16 protein-coding genes are annotated in these 17,990 nt (G+C 67.8%); 4 read left to right on the plus strand and 12 right to left on the minus strand.

Annotated features, from left to right (window positions below; all coding sequences use genetic code 11):
• The first annotated feature begins 132 nt into the window (after window positions 1–132).
• From QRX50_RS42455 to QRX50_RS42465, 3 genes are read left to right on the plus strand one after another with little or no spacing between them, the layout of a single operon-like run.
• On the plus strand, window positions 133–1,080 hold the full coding sequence (locus tag QRX50_RS42455) for an ABC transporter permease (RefSeq protein WP_285968727.1): 948 nt from the start codon (window positions 133–135) through the stop codon (window positions 1,078–1,080).
• Window positions 1,081–1,105: 25 nt separating this feature from the next.
• The gene (locus tag QRX50_RS42460; RefSeq protein WP_285968728.1) at window positions 1,106–2,002 is read left to right on the plus strand and encodes an ABC transporter permease; all 897 of its coding nucleotides are present in this window, start codon (window positions 1,106–1,108) and stop codon (window positions 2,000–2,002) included.
• 21 nt (window positions 2,003–2,023) lie between these two features.
• Window positions 2,024–4,042 carry a dipeptide ABC transporter ATP-binding protein gene (locus tag QRX50_RS42465; RefSeq protein ID WP_285968729.1) on the plus strand — a complete coding sequence of 673 codons (2,019 nt, stop codon included), beginning with the start codon at window positions 2,024–2,026 and terminating at the stop codon, window positions 4,040–4,042.
• A 552-nt stretch (window positions 4,043–4,594) separates the two neighbouring features.
• On the opposite strand, the gene allB is transcribed toward QRX50_RS42465, so the two are convergent.
• From allB to QRX50_RS42515, 10 genes are all read right to left on the minus strand, one after another.
• The gene (gene allB, locus QRX50_RS42470) at window positions 4,595–6,004 is read right to left on the minus strand and encodes an allantoinase AllB (protein WP_285968730.1); all 1,410 of its coding nucleotides are present in this window, start codon (window positions 6,002–6,004) and stop codon (window positions 4,595–4,597) included.
• 50 nt (window positions 6,005–6,054) lie between these two features.
• Window positions 6,055–6,831, minus strand: a complete 777-nt coding sequence (locus QRX50_RS42475; protein WP_285974696.1) for an SDR family NAD(P)-dependent oxidoreductase — start codon at window positions 6,829–6,831, stop codon at window positions 6,055–6,057.
• On the minus strand, window positions 6,821–7,720 hold the full coding sequence (locus QRX50_RS42480) for an NAD-dependent epimerase/dehydratase family protein (RefSeq protein WP_285968731.1): 900 nt from the start codon (window positions 7,718–7,720) through the stop codon (window positions 6,821–6,823). Before QRX50_RS42480 ends, QRX50_RS42475 begins: the two co-directional genes overlap by 11 nt.
• 2 nt (window positions 7,721–7,722) lie before the next feature.
• Window positions 7,723–8,517: an amino acid ABC transporter ATP-binding protein gene (locus tag QRX50_RS42485; protein ID WP_285968732.1), complete on the minus strand. Its 795-nt coding sequence runs from the start codon at window positions 8,515–8,517 to the stop codon at window positions 7,723–7,725.
• A gap of 17 nt (window positions 8,518–8,534) precedes the next feature.
• The gene (locus tag QRX50_RS42490; protein ID WP_285968733.1) at window positions 8,535–9,194 is read right to left on the minus strand and encodes an amino acid ABC transporter permease; all 660 of its coding nucleotides are present in this window, start codon (window positions 9,192–9,194) and stop codon (window positions 8,535–8,537) included.
• Between the two features lie 22 nt (window positions 9,195–9,216).
• Complete coding sequence (locus tag QRX50_RS42495) at window positions 9,217–10,017, minus strand: substrate-binding periplasmic protein (RefSeq protein WP_285968734.1); 801 nt, start codon at window positions 10,015–10,017, stop codon at window positions 9,217–9,219.
• A gap of 199 nt (window positions 10,018–10,216) precedes the next feature.
• On the minus strand, window positions 10,217–10,900 hold the full coding sequence (locus QRX50_RS42500; RefSeq protein WP_285968735.1) for a GntR family transcriptional regulator: 684 nt from the start codon (window positions 10,898–10,900) through the stop codon (window positions 10,217–10,219).
• 628 nt (window positions 10,901–11,528) lie between these two features.
• Entirely contained in the window at window positions 11,529–11,867 is a 339-nt protein-coding gene (locus tag QRX50_RS42505; protein WP_285968736.1) for a P-II family nitrogen regulator, read from the minus strand.
• Window positions 11,864–13,174: an ammonium transporter gene (locus QRX50_RS42510; protein ID WP_285968737.1), complete on the minus strand. Its 1,311-nt coding sequence runs from the start codon at window positions 13,172–13,174 to the stop codon at window positions 11,864–11,866. The genes QRX50_RS42505 and QRX50_RS42510 overlap by 4 nt, the downstream gene beginning before the upstream one ends.
• Before the next feature lie 200 nt (window positions 13,175–13,374).
• A complete protein-coding gene (locus QRX50_RS42515) occupies window positions 13,375–14,100 on the minus strand; it encodes an HD domain-containing protein (protein ID WP_285968738.1) in 726 nt (241 codons plus the stop codon).
• A gap of 286 nt (window positions 14,101–14,386) precedes the next feature.
• Here QRX50_RS42515 and QRX50_RS42520 point away from each other — a divergent pair, with 286 nt between their 5' ends.
• A complete protein-coding gene (locus tag QRX50_RS42520) occupies window positions 14,387–15,286 on the plus strand; it encodes a M24 family metallopeptidase (protein WP_285968739.1) in 900 nt (299 codons plus the stop codon).
• Between the two features lie 35 nt (window positions 15,287–15,321).
• Here the strand turns inward: QRX50_RS42520 and QRX50_RS42525 are convergent, their stop codons facing one another.
• Together QRX50_RS42525 and QRX50_RS42530 are read right to left on the minus strand one after the other, a co-directional pair.
• Entirely contained in the window at window positions 15,322–16,779 is a 1,458-nt protein-coding gene (locus QRX50_RS42525) for an FAD-dependent oxidoreductase (protein ID WP_285968740.1), read from the minus strand.
• Window positions 16,780–16,827: 48 nt separating this feature from the next.
• On the minus strand, window positions 16,828–17,895 hold the full coding sequence (locus tag QRX50_RS42530; RefSeq protein WP_285968741.1) for a YeiH family protein: 1,068 nt from the start codon (window positions 17,893–17,895) through the stop codon (window positions 16,828–16,830).
• Between the last annotated feature and the right edge of the window lie 95 nt (window positions 17,896–17,990).

Here is a 17,990-nt window from a genome sequence, read left to right on the forward strand (position 1 = left end):
CGTTGCTTCCCTCTTGGTCGACAGATACGCTATACAGAATATCAACGGGCCGGACGCGGTACTCGCCCGTGACAAGCCATCCCCGGCGTTCTCCCCGGGTGCGCCCCACCAGACGACAGGCTGGGCTCAGACATGATCGGATTCATCACCAAACGGCTCGGGCTGAGCGTGCTGACGCTCCTGCTCGTGTCGATCATCGTGTTCGCGGTCTCGCAAGTGCTCCCCGGCGATGTGGGACGCACGATCCTCGGACCGTACGCGACCAACGACCAGGTCGCGCAGTTGAACCACACGCTCGGGCTCGACCGGCCCCTGCCCGTGCGCTACCTGGACTACATGTGGGGCTTTCTCCACGGCGACTGGGGCAAGTCCTACCTCCTGCAGGAACCGGTCACGGGTCTCGTGCTCGGGCACCTCGGCGACTCGCTGCTGCTCGGCGGGTTCGCGCTCGTCATCGCCGTGCCGATCTCGCTCGGCTTCGGCGTGCTGGCAGCCCTTAGGCGGGACAAGTTCACGGACCGCGCGATCTCCGTGACCGGGCTGTCCCTCATCGCCCTGCCCGAGTTCGTCGCCGGAACGGTCCTGCTCGTGGTGTTCGGCGTGTCGTTCAAGTGGTTCCCGGTCTCGTCCTCGGTGCCGCTGCCCAACATCGTGGACGTGTTCCGACAGTTCATGCTGCCGGCGATCCCGCTGATGTTCGTCCTCTTCGGCTACATCTCGCGCATGGCGCGCGCCGGGACGGTCGACGTGCTCGAATCCGCGTATGTGCGCACAGCCGTCCTCAAAGGACTGAAACCGGGCCGCGTCATCGGCAAGCACGTCCTGCGTAACTCGCTGCTGCCGGCCATCACGGTCGTCAGCGCCCAAGTCGGGTACGCCGTCGGCGGCCTCGTCGTAGTCGAGAAGCTCTTCAACTACCCCGGCATCGGCCAGCTCATCTACACCTCGGCGACCGGACACGACCTCCCGGTACTCGAGGCGGCCGTGCTCGTGATCGCCGTGATCTACACCGTGGCGAACCTCTGCGCCGACCTCCTCTACGGCGTGCTCAACCCCCGCATCCGGCTCGCTGCGGCGTGACCCGGCCGGACGAGAAGGAGCTTTCATGACGTCAACGGAGACGATGGCCGTGCCTGCCACCGGCCAGGCGGCGCCCCGCCAGGCGTCCACGGCCGCGAAGGCCCGCCGGCGCGAGATCGTGCGCGGTCTGCTGCGCTCCCCCACGTTCCTGATCGGTGGGGTGATCCTGCTGTTCTGGGTCGTCGACGCCATCTTCTGGCATGCCTTCGCCCCCCACGATCCGCAGCAGATCTTCCCGCAGACACTGCAGGGCCCGTCGGGTGTCCACTTGTTCGGAACGGACAACCTCGGTCGCGACGTGTTCTCGCGCCTGCTCGCCGGCGCCTCCCCGGTGCTCACCATCGCTCCTGCGGCCACCGCGCTCGGCCTCCTCGGCGGCGTCGTGCTGGGCCTGTTCACCGGGTACTACCGCGGCGTGCTCGACGACGTCGCGATGCGCATCGTCGACGCGGTGCTCGCGTTCCCGCTCGTGATCATCGCCGTGCTCGTGCTCACGGTGCTGGGTTCCGGCGAGCTGCCGGTGATCCTGCTGATCGCGGTCACCTTCGTCCCCGGCGTCGCCCGGACAGTGCGCGCGGCGGTGCTCACGCAGCGGGAGCTCGAGTACGTCGCCGCCGCCAAGCTGGCCGGCGCGTCGGGCCCGAAGATCATGTTCACCGAGATCCTGCCGAACGTGACCGGTCCGATCATCGTCGAAGGCACGGTCCGGCTCGGCTACGCCATCTTCACGTCGGCAACGCTGTCGTTCCTCACGCTCGGCATCCAGCAGCCGTCGCCGGACTGGGGTCTCACGATCTCGCTGGGCCAGGTCTACCTGCAGGTCGCGCCGTGGATCGTCCTGTTCCCCGCATTGGCGCTGGCGACGCTGGTCGTCGCCGTCAACCTCGTCGCCGACGGCTTCCAGCGCGTGCTGGACGCCTGATCTCCCCCGGAAGGCAACGTTATGACCACCACGCTGGAACAGCCGACATTGGCCGTGCGCAACCTGGACATCAGCTACCGCAGGGGTTCAAGGGTGTCGCCGGTCGTGCGCGACGTATCGTTCACGATCCAACCGGGCGAGGCATACGGTCTCGTCGGCGAATCCGGCTGCGGCAAGACAACCGTAGCCATGTCGATCATGCGGTATCTGCCGGACAACGCGGTCGTCAGCGACGGCAGCGGCATCACGTTTTCCGGTGAGGACGCCCTGGCTGCGGGAAAGGGCACGCTTCGCCAGTGGCGCGGCGGACGGATCGCCATGGTGTACCAGAACCCTGGCGCGTCCTTGAACCCGTCCATGCGCATTGGAGCGCAGGTCGCCGAGGGCATCAGGGTGCACAGTGGACTGTCGAATGCCGAGTGCAAGGAGAAGGCGCTCGAGATGCTGGCCAACGTCCGGATCCCGGACCCGGACTCGTGCGCTCGCCGCTACCCGCACGAGCTCTCCGGTGGCCAGCAGCAACGCGTGATGATCGCGATGGCGCTCTCCGGCAATCCCGACCTCCTGGTGCTCGACGAACCCACCACCGGCCTGGACGCGACCGTCGAAGCCGAGGTACTCGAGCTGATCAAGCAGTTGCGCGAAGAATTCCACACCGCCGTGCTCTTCATCAGCCACAACCTCGGCATCGTGGCACAGATCTGCGACCGCGTCGGCGTGCTCTACGCGGGCCGACTGGTGGAAGAAGCGCCCGCGGACGAGTTGTTCGCGTCTCCTCGGCACCCGTACACCCGCGACTTGCTGCGCTCGGTGCCACGGCACGGCGTGACAAAGTCGGCCGGTCTGCTCGCGACGATCCCCGGATCGCTGCCGGCGCCTGGCGCCGCACTCACCGGGTGCCCGTACGCCGCGCGCTGCGAACTCGCCACCGACCGCTGCCACCGCGAAACGCCGCCGTCGGAATCGCTCGGCACCGCCCACGCCGTGAGCTGCTTCCACCACGACCAGACCCGGACCGTGGGCGAGGTCGAACGGTTCTCCGAAACCGAGCGGACGACCGAGGAAGTGCTGCTGGAAGTCCGCAACCTGACCAAGCGCTACCGCACCGGTGGACACGAGTTCACCGCCGTCTCCGACGTCTCCTTCGACCTGCACCGCGGCGAGGTCTTCGGCCTGGTCGGCGAATCCGGGAGCGGCAAGAGCACCATCGCCAAGTGCATCGCGGGCATGACCTACCCGTCCGAAGGCACGCTGCAGTTCGAGGACATCACGCTTTCCAAGAGCCCCCGGCGCGCCGAGCGAACGACGCGCCGGAAGATCCAGATGGTCTTCCAGAACCCCGACAACGCGCTCAACCCGCGGCACCCCGTGCGGCGGATCCTGGGTCGCGCCGTGGCCCTGCTGAACGACCGCCTCCGCGGCCGGGGGCGCGAAGACCGCGTCGAAGAGCTCACATCGTCGGTACGACTCGAACCGCGCCACCTCGACGTGCGACCCAGCGCGTTGTCCGGCGGGCTCAAGCAGCGCGTGGCGATCGCGCGGGCGTTCGCAGGATCGCCCTCGCTCGTGCTGTGCGACGAGCCGGTCTCGGCCCTGGATGTCTCGGTGCAGGCCGCGATCCTGAACCTGCTGGTCGAACTCCAGGTGGCCAAGGACGTGGCCTATCTGTTCATCTCGCACGACATGTCCGTCGTCCGGTATCTCGCCGACCGGATCGGGGTGCTCTACCTCGGCCAGCTCGTCGAAATCGGTACGGCCGACGCCGTCTTCCAGCCACCACACCACCCCTACACCGAAGCGCTCCTCTCGGCGGCACCCGACCTCGACCCGGACGAGACCCGCCAGCGCATCCGCCTGGACGGCACCTACCCCAGCGCCTCCGCTCCGCCGAGCGGGTGCCGGTTCCACACGCGGTGCCCCCGGGCGCTCGGGGACGTGTGCCGCACGCAGGAGCCGCCGTGGCAGGACACCGGGAAGGGCAACCGATACCGCTGCCACATCGCGCCGGAGGACCTCCTGCGCAGGATCAAGTCCGAGTAGGACAGACTCAGGCGGTTCCGGCCGACCCCCGACCCCGGCCGGAACCGCCTTTCCCCCTGAGTGGCGTTCCAGGACCAGTACCCCGACTGCGGCCCGCCAGCAACACGGGTCGCCAGGCTCGTGATCGACGCCAGAGTCCTGAGCGAGAATCTTCGCTCGGAACCGGTATCCCTGGACCTGCTCGACGTGCAACGGTTCCGCATCGACGAGCGGGTCGGGTTCTCCTGGAGGCTCTGCGATCCGCCTCGGTTCACCCGCTTCGACGGCCTGTTGCAAGTCGACTTGTGCGCCGAACGCTTCGGGAGCCTGCATCCCGAGAACGCCGAGGAAGTCTTCGAAGGCCGTGCTTGGTGTTCGCAGCGGCCAGTGGCACGGCACCCCGAGCGCCCCGCATCCCGGGGATCTGTAGGACTGTCCTCAATTGCATGTCGCGGTCACACGGCGTCACAGCTGTGAGCGGCACGCTCGACAAGTCGAGGCGCAGGCGATCGCCGCTCGAATCCGAAGTGGCGCACGTCTGATACCGGGAACAAACCGAGGGACCCCGCCGTGTCAGCTCGCCACTGCGCGGCGAGCCGACACACGAGCCCGATCGGGCCTGACGAACCGGCCGTGGCCGGGTTCGGCGACGATCTGCCCTCGATCGAAAACACGCTGCCCGCGTACGAAAGTGGTTACCACACGCCCCGTGAACCGGGAACCGTCGAGGAACGTGGCGTTCGGTGCGGCCTTCGAGAAACCCTCCGGGCGGAACGTCCATTCGCTGGCGGTGTCGACCAGCACGAGGTCCGCGTCCGCACCCGGAGCTATCCGGCCCTTGGCCGGCAGATCGAAGATCTCGGCGGCCCGGCCGGACGTGAGCCGGGCGACGTCGGGCATCGTGAGCCGGCCCTGGTGCACGGCGGTGAGCAGGATCGGCAGCATCGTCTCCAGCCCCGGCAGTCCGGGTGGCGAGAGGAAGATGTCGTCCTCGCCCGTGGCGATCTCCTCCGGACGGTAGGGGCAGTGGTCGGTGCCGATCACGTCGATCCGGCCCGCGCGCAGCTCGTCCCACAGCCGCTCCACCGTCGCGGCGCTGCGCAGCGGCGGATTGCACTTCGCCCACGAGCCGAACTCGAACAGCGCTTTCTCGTCGAGCTGCAGGTAGTGGGGGCACGTCTCCACGGTCACCTGTACCCCGCGCGCCCGCGCCTCGGCGGCAAGCACCACCGATTCGGCGCTGGACACGTGGACGGGCTGCACCCGCGCACCGGTGGCAGCCGCGAGCGCCAGCACCGTCGCCACCGAGGCGTCTTCGGCGATCTCCGGCCGGGCCGCCGCATGGATCGCGCCGGGCAGGCCGTATTGCCGCCGGGCGGCTTCCCCCGCCACGGTGAGGATCTGCTCGTGCTCGCAGTGCAGGGCATGCACCAGTCCGGTGCGCGCCACCTCGCGCATGACTTCGTGCAGCCGCCCGGTGTCGGGGCAGGACAGGCCGTGGAACTCCGCCTCCCGTCCCGGTGCCGGCGCGTGCAGCCACGTTTTGAACGCCACCGCGCCGGCCTCGGCCATCGCGGCTATCTCGTCGCGGTTCTCCCATGCCGCGCCGCCGTAGAGCGCGTAGTCGACGAGAGCATCGGGCTGCAGCTCGATCGCGCGCCGGGCGAGAGTGGCGCCGGAGTTGACCGGCGGGTCCGACGTCGGCATCTCGCAAATGGTGGTCACTCCCCCGGCCGCGGCAGCCGCCGTGCCGGTGCGGAACGTCTCGCGATCGGGCCGTGCCGGCGCTCGTAGGTGCACGTGCGTGTCGACAAGGCCGGGAAGCAGGTGCAGCCCGCCGGCGTCGAGGTGTTCGGTCGCGGAGGGCCGGGTACCGGCATCCAGTACGTCGGCGACCTGCCCGCCGGAGATGGCGACCGTCGCGCGGCGGACGCCGTCTGCGCTCACCAGCTGCACGTCGTGCAGGACCAAGTCGTATTCCACAGTACTCCTTGTCGATCCGCCAAAAGTCTTGTCGGCAAACGGTTCTGCCGTCACTGTGCGACGTAGCCGCCGTCGGCGACGAGGGTGGCCCCGGTGATGAAGGACGCCTCGGGCGAACACAGGAACGCCGCAGCGGACGCGATCTCGTCCGGCCGCCCGAAGCGGCCGAGCGGGACCCGGCCGAGCGCCGTCGCCCTCGCCGCCGGGGCGTCGCCAGTCCGCGCGAAACTGCGTTCGAGGAAGGGCGTCTCCGTCGGTCCCGGGCAGAGGCAGTTGACCCGGACGCCGTCAGCTGCGTGGTCCAACGCCAGCGACCGGGTCAGGTTCACGACGCCGCCTTTGCTGGCCGTGTACGCGACGGAACCGCGAGTGCCGACGAGTCCCAGCTGGCTGGCGATGAGCAGCAACGCTCCGCCACTCGACCGGGCGAGGTGGGGAACGGCGGCCGCGGCAAGGTGGAACGCCGCGGTCAGGTTGACCGACAGCACGCCGCTCCACTCCTCCGGCGCGAGTGCGGGTGCGGTGCCCCCGACGGACATCGCGGCGCTGTGGACCAGGACGTCCAGTCCGCCGTCCGCAGCCGCCCCCTCAACCGCCTCTCGCGTCGCGGTTCCGTCGGCGAGGTCGAGCAGCCGGCCGCGGTGGCCGTCGCCCGGAAGCTCCCGCACCGCGACCTTCAAGGCGGCGGGATCACGGTCGAGAACGGTGACCGAGGCGCCCTCGACCGCGAGCCGCCGGGCGATGGCCAGGCCGATACCGGCCGCTCCTCCGGTGATCACGGCACGACGACCGGTGAACCTCGCCGCGATCAGCATTTCAGCAAGCATGGTCACGAAGCCATTCGAGGTAGGCGGCCAAAGCATCGGGGAGCGGCGTTGCCGCGAGTCCGGACAGCTCGCGCAGTCTCGTCACGTCGAGGACGCCGCTGCGGTGCTCCTGCGGCAGGCTGAGGAAAAACGGGGCCTCTTTCGGCTCGACCGGCCCGACTGCCGAGTTCACGGCGTCGGCGAGGGCGGCCAGGGTGATCGCCGTGCCGGAGCCGACGTTGTAGAGCCGGTGCGGCGGGTCCAGCGTGGCGAGTGCCGCGATGCCTTCCGCGATGTCCTCCACCCAGGTCGGGTCGAAGGTACGCCCCGCCTGCTCCGGTTCGACGCGAACCGCGCGTCCGGCGAGCGCCGCCCGAATCGCGGTGTACGGCAACGACATCACCTGGCGGGTCCCGGTGTCCCGTTCGAGCGGGCCGTAACACGCGGCCACCCGCGCGATCACGGCTTCAGCGTCCGCCGCCAGTCGCTCGGCCGCGAGTTTCGAGGCCGGGTAGTCACCGGGATCGGTCCGAACCGGACTGTCCTCGTCGAGCACGGCGGCGTCCGCGTAGACCGAGGCCGACGAGACGTACACGACCCGCGCCTTCGCCGCGGCGGCGAGCACCGCCGCCGTGCCGCCGACGTTGACCTCGTCGAGGGTCCGGCGATCCCCGTTGGTCACGGCTGCCGCGTGGACCACCACGTCCGGCCGCACTTCGGCGAACACCTCCGCCGGCTCCCGCACGTCGAGCTCGCGGAATTCGACGACATGATCAGCCCACAGCGCCCGGACGTCCGGCGGCGGTTCCGCCAGATCCGCAGCGACGACGGGGCCACCCCGTGCGGCCAGAGCCCGGACGAGGTGAGCCCCGAGAAACCCGGCGCTGCCCGTCACGATCGTCCCGGCCACGATCACACGGTCCAGGACGATCGGCGCACGTGGTCGAAGAACGCTCTCGTGCGGTCGTGCACCGGGTTCTCGAACACCACTTCCGCGGGACCCTGTTCGGCGATGTGACCGCCGTTCATGAAGACGACTCGATCCGCCACTCGTCGCGCGAAGCCCATCTCGTGCGTCACGACGAGCATGGTCAGTCCGTCGTCCGCGAGCTGCTTCATCGTTTCGAGCACCTCACCCACGAGCTCGGGGTCGAGCGCCGACGTCACCTCGTCGAACAGGACCAGGCGAGGCCCCATGGCCAGTGTGCGGGCAATCGCGACCCGCTGCTGCTGACCACCGGAGAGCTGGCTGGGATACCTGTCCTCGAAGTCCTCCATCCGCACTCGGGCCAGGAACTCCCGCGCCTTTGCCTTCGCCTCGCCCGGATCGGTGCCGAGCACGCGCACCTGACCTTCGGTCACGTTGCGCAGCACGCTGAAGTGGGGCCACAGGTTGTACTGCTGGAAGACCATTCCGACGCGGCTGCGCAGCGCGCGTATCGCCTGTTGTTCTTCCTTTCCGGTCATCTCGGCGCGCAGGCGCACGCCGTCGAGCATGACTTCGCCCGCGCTGGGCTTCTCGAGCCAGTTCACGCATCGGAGGAGTGTCGACTTACCGGTCCCGGACGGGCCGATGATCGCCACGGTCTCGCCTGCGTGGACCTCGAGGTCGATGCCCCGGAGGATTTCGTTGGTGCCGAAGGACTTGTACAATCCGCTGAGGTGCAACAGCGGGGGCGCGGCTTCGATGGCCGGCTGCTGGGTCATGTCTTGCTCCGGTCGGCTCATCGGTCGGGGAGGGCGAAGCGGCGTTCGCTGTAGCGCTGCGCCAGCATCAGCAGACTGGTCAGGACCAAGTACAGCAACCCGGCGGTGCCGAGGATCTCGACCGCACGGTAGGTACTCGACACGATCTGCTGCGCATTGAGCATCAAGTCCGGCACCGTGATCACGGAAACCAGCGCGCTGTTCTTCACCAGCAGAATCGCGTTGTTGATGTACGGCGGGATGACGATGCGCACGGCCTGGGGCAGCACGATCCGGTGCATCGTCTGCACGTAGGTCATGTTCACCGCCAGCGCCGCTTCCGTCTGCGTTCGCGGGATCGCTTCGATGCCGGAGCGGATGATCTCCGCCTTGTAGGCCGCGGAGTTCAGCGTCATGCCGATCACCGCCGCGGCGAACGCCGGCAGCTGCAGTCCGAAACTCGGTGCCGCGTAGTAGATGAAGAACAGCACCAGCAGCACCGGGGTGCCGCGCATGATCCACACGTAGATTCCCGCAAGGACCCGCAGCCATTGACGGTGCGAGATCCGGGCCATGGCGATGAACGTGCCGAGCACGGTCGCCAGCACCAGGGTGATGGCCGAGACCTCCACGGTGACCAGCAATCCGTCGAGCAGCAACGGGAAGTACTGCGCCACGACGGAGAAGTCGAGATTCATGGGTGATTCCTCTTCGTCGCGCTCACTGCTTGAACGGTTGGCCGAGCCACTTCTGCGCGATGCTCTGGTACGCACCGGCCTTCTTGGCGTCTTCGATCGCCTTGTTGACGGCCTGCAGCAACGCGTCCGAACCCTTCGGGACACCGACGGCCAGCGCGGTCCCGTCCGTGCCGTTCTGGGACACCGCGTATCCGGCGCCGTCACCTGACTTGATCCAGTACAGCGCGAGGATCCTGCCGGTGACCATGAGGTCGCATCGGCCGTTCTTCAGGTCGGAGAACGCTTCCGCCTGGCCGGGATAGCGAGTTACCTTCGCCGCTCCGCCGATGCGCTGCACGGGAGCCTCGCCGTTGGACGAGCCCGCGACGACGCAGACGCTCTTGCCCTTGATGCTCTCCGGGCCGGTGATCCCGCTTTCCTTCTGCGGATAGACCGCGACAGCGTCGTCGTATCCGATCGGTTCGGAGAAGTCGACGACCTTCTGCCGGTCGGGTGTCACGCGCAAGCCCGACATCGCGATGTCGAACTTCTTCGCCTGCAGGCCGGGCACGATGCCGGAGAAGTCCAGCGTCTTCCACTCGACCTTCGTTCCGAGACTTTTCGCGATGAGGTTCGCCCAGTCGGCGTCGATGCCGACAAAACCTCCGGAGGGATCCCGGAAGATCGTCGGTGCGTTGTTGCCGGAGGTGCCGATCGTGATGGCGCCGTGGGACTTGATGTCGTCCAGGTTCGACCCGCCCGACGAGCAGGCGGACACGGAGGTGAGTGTCAACCCCGCGGCGAGGACCGAGAGCCAGATACGCAGGGTGCGGCGTGGATTCATGATGTTCTCCTCGACGGTGAGGATCGGTGGGACGGGGAAAGTCGGACGGGGAGGAGGTGCGAGGGAGCGCGCCGATGGGTTTCAGGGGAACGACATCGACTGGGGGAGCCGGATCAGGCTCGGGAAAGTGGGGGTACTGCACGGCACGGTGACTGTCACCGTGCCACTTGCCGGCGGAAGCCTTGCCTTTCCGTCCGGTTCAGCTGAAGATCTCCTCCGGCTGCGCGGTCTCCAGCATGGCCAGAACGCGTTCCCGCAGGGTGTCCAAGTGCTCCGCCATGGCTTCTTGAGCGGCAGGCGCGTCGCCGTCGGAGATGGCGGCTGCGACACGCTGGTGCTGTTCGCCGCACCGAGCGCTCTCGGACATTTCCGGTACGTCACGCTGACGCAGGGCCCACGTCAGCACGTAGTAGTTCTCGATGTCGGCTGCGAGCTTCGTGTTGCCCGAGCCGGTCGCGATCAGGGTGTGCAAGATCCGGTCCGCACCACGGCGGCCGGATTCGTCGCTGGCGATGGTGCAAGCGAGTCCTTCGTCCGCGGCTTTCCTGATCTTGCTGCAGACGTCGTCACTCGCCCGCTCGGCCGCGAGGCCAGCGGCCAGGGATTCGAGACCGCGGCGCACCTCGTAGGCGTCCTGAACGACCTTGACCGAGGGCTGGACGACCTGGAGTCCGCTGCCGGGCCCGGGCTCGACGAGCCCCACGTGCTCGAGTCGGATCAGCGTCTCGCGCACCGGGGTTTTCGAGACCCCCAGCATCGAAGCCAGTTTGGCCTCCGACAGCCGCTGCCCCGGCTGCAGCCGGCGATCGACGATCGCCTGCCGGATCTCGTCGAAGACACGGTCGGTGATGCTGTCCCGCTGAACGTCGAGTGGATCGAGCATCACCGGCTCCGTATCTCATATCCGTATCTCGTATCTGGATACGGGACTATAGGCTCCACCCAAGTCCGGGTCAATACCGCTTGACCTGGCCGTTTCCGGGACACGGGATATGTGTCCTCGGTCAGCAGTCCCGGTCATCGGTGACTATATTGTGCCAATCGGGTGACAGCGGCGGAGCGAGCAGCGGCGGACGTGACTCCGGGAGTTCACGCTGACCACGTTTCCGAACGACGAGGGGTACGACGAGGTCGCCCACGTCGGGCATCTGTCGGCCTGCGCACTCGCCGAAGCCGACGTGCGGCACCCTGGGCTCTCGAAGGCGTTGTCGCCGTGCCGAACGAAGGTCGCGAGGAAGCAGAATCGCGGCGACGCCGAAACCGTGGATGACGATGCCCGGGACGCCGGCACTCGCAGCGAGCAGGCGGCCTTGATGATCATTCTCAGCGGCTGCGTCAGCCGCTCTAGATGTGCTGTTCGGTGAGGTTGGTGCTGCGGCTGGCTGGGGTGTGGCCGCCGATTCCGGAGTCGGTGCAGGTTGTGGTGATCCACACCGAAACCCGAGGTCCTCACCTATATCAAGATCATCCCGACCGTGTCGCCACGTCACCAACGTGCCCGAACAGCACATCTAGAGCGCGTCGCGTCCGCGTTCACCGGTGCGGACGCGGACGACGGTCTCCACCGGCGTGACCCAGATCTTGCCGTCACCGATCTTGCCGGTGTGCGCGGTCTCCCGCACCGTCCGCAGCGCGCCCTCGACCTGGTCGTCGTCCAGGAGGATCTCCAGCCGGTACTTCGTGATGAAATCGATCGCGTACTCGGCGCCCCGGTAGACCTCGGTGTGCCCCTTCTGCCGACCGTATCCGCGGACCTCGGTGACCGTCATCCCCGCGATGCCGAGCTCCTGCAGGGCCTCCCGGACCTCGTCGAGCACAAACGGTTTGACCACGGCGGTCAGCAGCTTCATCGCGTCTCCTCGCGCGCCGGCCGGTGCGATCCCAGCGCACCGGCGGGCGCGCTCCCCCGGCGTCCGGATTGGACTGCCAGCTCGTACGCGCCTTCGGCGTGCTCGGCCTCGTCGACACCGTCGATCTCAGCCTCGCGGTCGAGTCGGAATCCCATGAACTTGTGCATGACCCAGCCGATCAGGAAGGTCACCACCAGCGAATACCCTAGTACCGCGAACGTCCCCACGGCCTGGCGCCACAGCTGGTCGAACCCGCCGCCGTAGAGCAGGCCGTCGACACCCTGCGGATCCACGCTGACGGTCGCGAACACGCCGATCAGCAGCGTCCCGACGAACCCGCCGACGCCGTGCACGGCGACCACGTCCAGCGCGTCATCGAACCCGTACCGGTACTTCAGGCCCACCGCGAACGAGCACACCACCCCCGCGACGGCGCCGATCGCGATCGCGCCGATCGGTTCGACGTAGGCACAGCCGGGGGTGATCCCCACCAGCCCGGCCACCGCGCCGGACGCGGCGCCGAGGGTGGTCGGTTTCCCGTCGCGGAACTGCTCGACGAGCAGCCAGCCGAGCACCGCGGCCGCCCCCGCGACGGTGGTGTTCAGAAACGAGGTGGCGGCCAGGTTCTTCGCGGCCAGCGCGGAGCCGGCGTTGAAGCCGAACCAGCCGAACCACAGCAGGCCGGCGCCGAACATCACGAACGGCAGGTTGTGCGGCCGGGCGGCCTGCTTCGGCCAGCCGTGCCGGCGGCCGAGCACGATCGCCAGTGCCAGCGCGGCCGCCCCGGAGTTCACTTCGACGACGGTGCCGCCCGCGAAATCCAGCAGGTGCAGCTTGGTCGCGATCCACCCGTCCGGGGCGAAGACCCAGTGCGCGACCGGCAGGTACACCAGCGTGACCCACACGACGGAGAACAAGGTCCAGGTCCAGAACCGGGCCCGCTCGGCGATCGCGCCGGCGAGCAGTGCGACCGTGATGACCGCGAACATCATCTGGAAGGCGACGAAGGCGAACAGCGGCACCTTGGTCCCCGCCGGCCCGACCGTCTGCTGGGCGACCCCGCGCAGACCGGCCAGCCGCAGATCACCGAGCAGCCCGCCGAACCAGTCGGCGCCGAACGCCAGCGAGTACCCGTAAATCACCCAGATGAGGCCGACGGTGGCGAGACAGATGAACGTCATCGCCATCACGTTCAGCACGCTGCGCGCGCGGACCATCCCGCCGTAGAACAGCGCGAGGCCCGGCGTCATCAGCATCACCAGCGCCGCGCTGCCCAGCAACCACGCCGTGCTTCCGGTATCCACCACGCTCGGGCTCTCCTCACCTCACCGACCAGCCGCAGGAAGTTAACCGGGCAGTGTTACGGCCATGTTTCCGCCGCGAGTCAGCCAGATTCCCGCGACACGGCGAACGCGCCGAACCGCGATCAAGGGGACGCCGAGGCGCTTTCCGCCGGGTGCGCCCGGATCGTCGCGTTGGCCACGAGCGCACCCGCATCGGAGCCGGTTCAGAAGTTCAGCGCCAGTCGAATAACCTTTCCCAGTGGTTTCGGAACGAGCAGTGACATCCGGCTGCCGGGCACTTCTTCCGCGTTTCGGCGGGCCAGTGCCGAAAGCGTGCGGTGGATATCGTGCGACGGGTAGCGGGCATGGGCTTGACTCATGACACCGGGCGGTAGATGCCACCTGCGGATACCGGCAAGGTCTGCCATGGCACCGCATTGGACGTAGTAGCCGATCGGGTCCGCCGACCTGTCCAGACCAGGTGTCGCGTGCGCGACCACGGCATCCGCGGCTTCGAGAGCCCGGCGGCGCGGCGCGCCGGCTCGGTCGAACACCTCGAGAACGTTCTCCGCGGATCGCCGGGTGAAGTCCTCGCCCGGCACGCTGACAAGCATTCCCGAGTCGTGGAGCAGTGACGTAACAAAGAGGAGTTCGGCGTCGACTTCGGCTTGGTCGACCTGAGACAAGGCGGTTCCGAGCAGCCAGGTTCGGTAGCCGTGGAAGAGAAGCGTGGTGCCTTGTTTCTTGGCCGCTTCGACGGCAACCGTCGCAACCGGGGTGTCAGGAACTGCCGGAAAAACGGTCTCCGCCAAGCGCGGCCCGTTCATCGGCCACGTCAGGAAACCGCCGATCGTCGCCATGATGAACTTCCGCATACCGGCGCGGACGATCGAACGCTCGGCGCGAGTCAGTACGCCGTTCGTTTCGCAGACCCAGTCATATCCGGCCATCGCCGAGGTCGATCCACTTGCTGCGTCACGTGCACACACGAGGGCTCCTGGAGAGGGAAGTGAGACGGGGACTGGCCGCTCCCAGTGTTTGCGATCATGAAAGTCCCGGCAAGGCGATGCGGGACCGGTAGCCCACAGATCCGGACTCGACGGCACCGGGTCGGCAACGTGGACTGCATCTGTCCAGATCTGTGGGATTGTCGTCCGCCTCTACACTTCAGCACCGCACAGAGCTCGAACACGCTGGGACTGATCCACTTCCCCAGGCCAGCGGAGGCATCAGACCTTGACCCGTGAACTGTTCACCGATGAAGAACTCGCAGCGTTCAAGGCAGCTCAACGTCTCGCCTTCGACGCGGTCGTCTCGATCGAAACCGAGCTGCACGAAGGGATCACCGAGCAGCAGGCGGCCGTGAAGCTCGAGCGCTGGCTTCGCGCGCGCGGCGTTTCCCACTTCTTCCACTACGGCTTCGTGTGGTTCGGTGACCGCACGCGGTTCCTGGATTTCCCGCCGATTCCGCGTCGGGTCCGAGATCTCTTCGGTACCAAGGCGGCTCATTTCAGCGGCCACTACCGGCCGGGCGGCCGTCGACTGAAGCAGGGTGATGCTGTCATCCTCGACATCGGTCCCATCTACCAGCGTGGTGCTGCCGATATCGGATACTCCTGCAGCCTCGGCCGGCCGACGGAAGAATTTCACGAAACCCGAATGGCGCTGGCACCCTATCGGCACATGATCCTGGACATGGTGAAAAACGGCGAAACCCAGAGCAAGATCGACAAAGAGATCGACGACTACACCAAAGATCATGGTTATCTGAACATCCACTCGAGGTACCCCGGGTCCGCGATCGCGCACCGGGTCGGCCGAGTGCCCGGCCTGCGGTTGCCGACGTTCAACGTGAAGGGGTTCAGCCCGCAAACCGTCGGTTACCTGGCCGGCGATGTCCTCGGGTCGGCACTTCGGCTGGATGTTCGCTCCGCGCCGTTCTGGAAGCCGAAATCCGACCGGCCTTGCGAGCCGGGCCTGTGGGCATTCGAGCCGCACATCGGCCGCGGCGATGTCGGCGCGAAATGGGGCGAGGTTCTCGTGGTGACCGAGGACACCGCGTACTGGCTCGACGACGACCTTCCGCACGTCCGCTATTGGGCCGACCACGGCGTTCACCCGGCCCCACAACACTGACCGGGAACCGTGGAAAGCCCCTGGGCACCCCCCGGTCAGCTGCGGGAAGCGGACAGCACTTCGTTGAATGCCTCGGTCGACGACGGGTGCGTGTAGATCGCGTCACGCAGATCCGTCGCGGTCACGCCGTGCCGCATGGCCAGCGTGACGGTGTTGATCAGCTCCTGCGCGTCCACGCTCAGCAGCGCGGCGCCGAGGATCTGGTCCGTCTCCGCGTCGATCACAAACTTCATCAGCCCTCGGGTCTCGCCGAGGATCTTCGCCTTGGGCATCGAAACGATGTCCGCGACCGCCTTCTGCGACACCTTCACCGCGTACCCCTGCTCGCGTGCATCCCGTTCGGTGAGCCCCACCCGGGCCAACGGTGGCGTCAGGAAGAGCGTGTACGGGATGTGCGCCCGGTCGGCCGTCGACCGAGTTCTACGACCCGCGAGCTGATCGGCGACGATCCTGCTGTCGTCGAGGGAGACGTAGGTGAACTGCGGTCCGCCTTTGACGTCGCCGACCGCGAAGATGTGGGGCTGGCTGGTGCGCAGGTGATCGTCCACCTCGACCGCACCGCCGGCTGTGGTGGCCACGCCCGCACGGTCCAGTCCGAGGCCTTCCGTGGCCGGCTTGCGACCCGCCGCGACCAGCACCGCGTCCACGACGATCGAGTCCTCGCCGTCGCCACGCCGGTAGTCGAGTTTGGCCCCCTCGTCCGTCTCGGTCAGCCGGATGACCTGGGCATCGAGGACGAACTGGACCCCGGCGTCGACGAGCACCTGTTCCGCGGCCGCCGCGACATCGTCGTCCTCGCGGCCGAGGATGCGTGGCGTCTGGTCGAGCACCGTCACCTCGCTGCCGAACTGCGCGAACATCGAGGCGAACTCGATGCCGACATGGCCGCCGCCGAGCACAGCCAGCCTCCGCGGGAGGTTCTCGCGCCCGATGAGGTCGGTGCTCGTGTGCACTCGGGAGCTCCCGGCGAGTCCGGGGATGTCCGGCACGACGGGCTCGGCCCCGGTGTTGATGACGATGGTGTCGCCAGTGACGGTCAGGCGGTCGTCGCCGGCGCTGACCTCCACCGTTTTGGCGTCGACGAAGGCGGCCCGGCCCGTGAGGACGCTGACCGAGTTGATCGAGTCGAGGGTGACGAAATTGACGCCACGCAGCTTGGTGGTCAGGTTCCGGGTCTTCTCGACGGCTTCGCCGTGGCCGGCGCCGGTCTCGGCCTGGTGGATCAGCGACTTGGTGGGCACGCACCCGACATTGGGGCAGGTACCGCCGTACATCTGCGCCGACCGCTCGATCACGGCCACCCGCTTGCCACTTCGCCCCATCGCGGCGGCCAGCGTCTTCCCGCCTCTGCCGAACCCGATCACGACAAGATCGAAGTGTGCGTTGTCCACATTGGACATAACTTCCTCCGGGCTGTGCTGTACGGCCTCGATTGCGGGCCGATCGAATGTACGTACATTTACTCTAGAATATGCACGTACATTTAGCCGCAAGTTGTGTCGGGCGCGACAGCACGGAGGAAGCGGGCGGGACCGCGGGGCTCAGAGCGAGCCGGTGAGGGCCTGCAGCCCGAGGCTCGTCGCGGCGACGGCGATCCACAGGGTGCCGCCGAGGATGAGCGGACGGGGGCCGGCGCGGCGCATGTCGCCCAGGCGCAGGGAAAGGCCGATCCCGGCCAGCGCGGTGGTGATGAGGAACGTGCCCAGTGTGGACAGTGCGGGGTGCCAGGACGCGGGCACCGCGCCGAGACTGTCCAGGGCGGCGGCGGCGATGAAACCCAGCAGGAACAGCGGGATGATGCGCCGCCACGGCATCGTGCGGATGCTGAATGCGCCTTGCTGAGCGGGGTCCTGCCGAGCCTCGCGGCGGGCGGTGAGGAACGCGAGCACGATGACGATGGGGATCAGCATCAGCGTCCGGGTCAGCTTCACGACGATGCCGTACGAGCCGGCGTCGCCGCCGTACGCGAACGACGCGGCCACGACCGAGGAGGTGTCGTTGATCGCCGTGCCGGCCCACAAGCCGAAGCTGTGCGGGCTCATCCCGAGCAGATGGCCCAGCGGCGGAAACAGCAGCACCGCGGCGATGTTGAACGTGAAGATCGTGCCGATCGCGTAGGCGACATCGGCCTGCTTCGGCTTGATCACGGCAGTGGTGGCGGCGATCGCGGACGCACCGCAGATACCCGTCCCCACCCCGATCAGGGTCCGCGTGTCACGTTCGATACCGAGCCGGCGACCGAGCAGCCACGCCCCACCGAGAGCGACAGCCAGGGTGCCGAGCATGACGGGCAGCGACTGCACCCCGACGCGGACCACTTCCTGCAGCGACAACCCGGTCCCGAGCACGACGATCGACAGCTGGAGCACCGGCTTCGACGCCACGCCGTAGCCGGGCGCCCACCGTTGCGCACGCAGGCCCGGCACGAGAGCCGCGGCCAGCGCGCCGAGCACGATCCCGAACACGGGCCCGCCCACGATCGGAACCAGCGAACCCAGCACCGTCGCGACGCCGGCGACAACCAGCGCCACCAGCAGCCCCGGAGCGGATTCGGCGACGCGGTTCCGCGCCGGCTGCTGGTCGGCGGCCCGGTCCTGGGTTGCGGTCATCGGAGCGCCTCGACCGGCTCGGGTTCGTGTGAGTTCCGCATCGCCGTTACCTCCGCATCAAATGTCCGCACATTAAACGTAGACGATGTCCGCAC

This window comes from Amycolatopsis sp. 2-15, from assembly GCF_030285625.1.
Lineage (GTDB): Bacteria > Actinomycetota > Actinomycetes > Mycobacteriales > Pseudonocardiaceae > Amycolatopsis > Amycolatopsis carbonis.

Coding starts and splice junctions, on each gene's coding strand:
- QRX50_RS42455 (WP_285968727.1), top strand. CDS start 133: ATGATCGGATTCATCACCAAACGGCTCGGGCTGAGCGTGCTGACGCTC.
- QRX50_RS42460 (WP_285968728.1), top strand. CDS start 1,106: ATGACGTCAACGGAGACGATGGCCGTGCCTGCCACCGGCCAGGCGGCG.
- QRX50_RS42465 (WP_285968729.1), top strand. CDS start 2,024: ATGACCACCACGCTGGAACAGCCGACATTGGCCGTGCGCAACCTGGAC.
- QRX50_RS42475 (WP_285974696.1), bottom strand. CDS start 6,831: ATGCTTGCTGAAATGCTGATCGCGGCGAGGTTCACCGGTCGTCGTGCC.
- QRX50_RS42485 (WP_285968732.1), bottom strand. CDS start 8,517: ATGACCCAGCAGCCGGCCATCGAAGCCGCGCCCCCGCTGTTGCACCTC.
- QRX50_RS42490 (WP_285968733.1), bottom strand. CDS start 9,194: ATGAATCTCGACTTCTCCGTCGTGGCGCAGTACTTCCCGTTGCTGCTC.
- QRX50_RS42495 (WP_285968734.1), bottom strand. CDS start 10,017: ATGAATCCACGCCGCACCCTGCGTATCTGGCTCTCGGTCCTCGCCGCG.
- QRX50_RS42500 (WP_285968735.1), bottom strand. CDS start 10,900: ATGCTCGATCCACTCGACGTTCAGCGGGACAGCATCACCGACCGTGTC.
- QRX50_RS42505 (WP_285968736.1), bottom strand. CDS start 11,867: ATGAAGCTGCTGACCGCCGTGGTCAAACCGTTTGTGCTCGACGAGGTC.
- QRX50_RS42515 (WP_285968738.1), bottom strand. CDS start 14,100: ATGGCCGGATATGACTGGGTCTGCGAAACGAACGGCGTACTGACTCGC.
- QRX50_RS42530 (WP_285968741.1), bottom strand. CDS start 17,895: ATGACCGCAACCCAGGACCGGGCCGCCGACCAGCAGCCGGCGCGGAAC.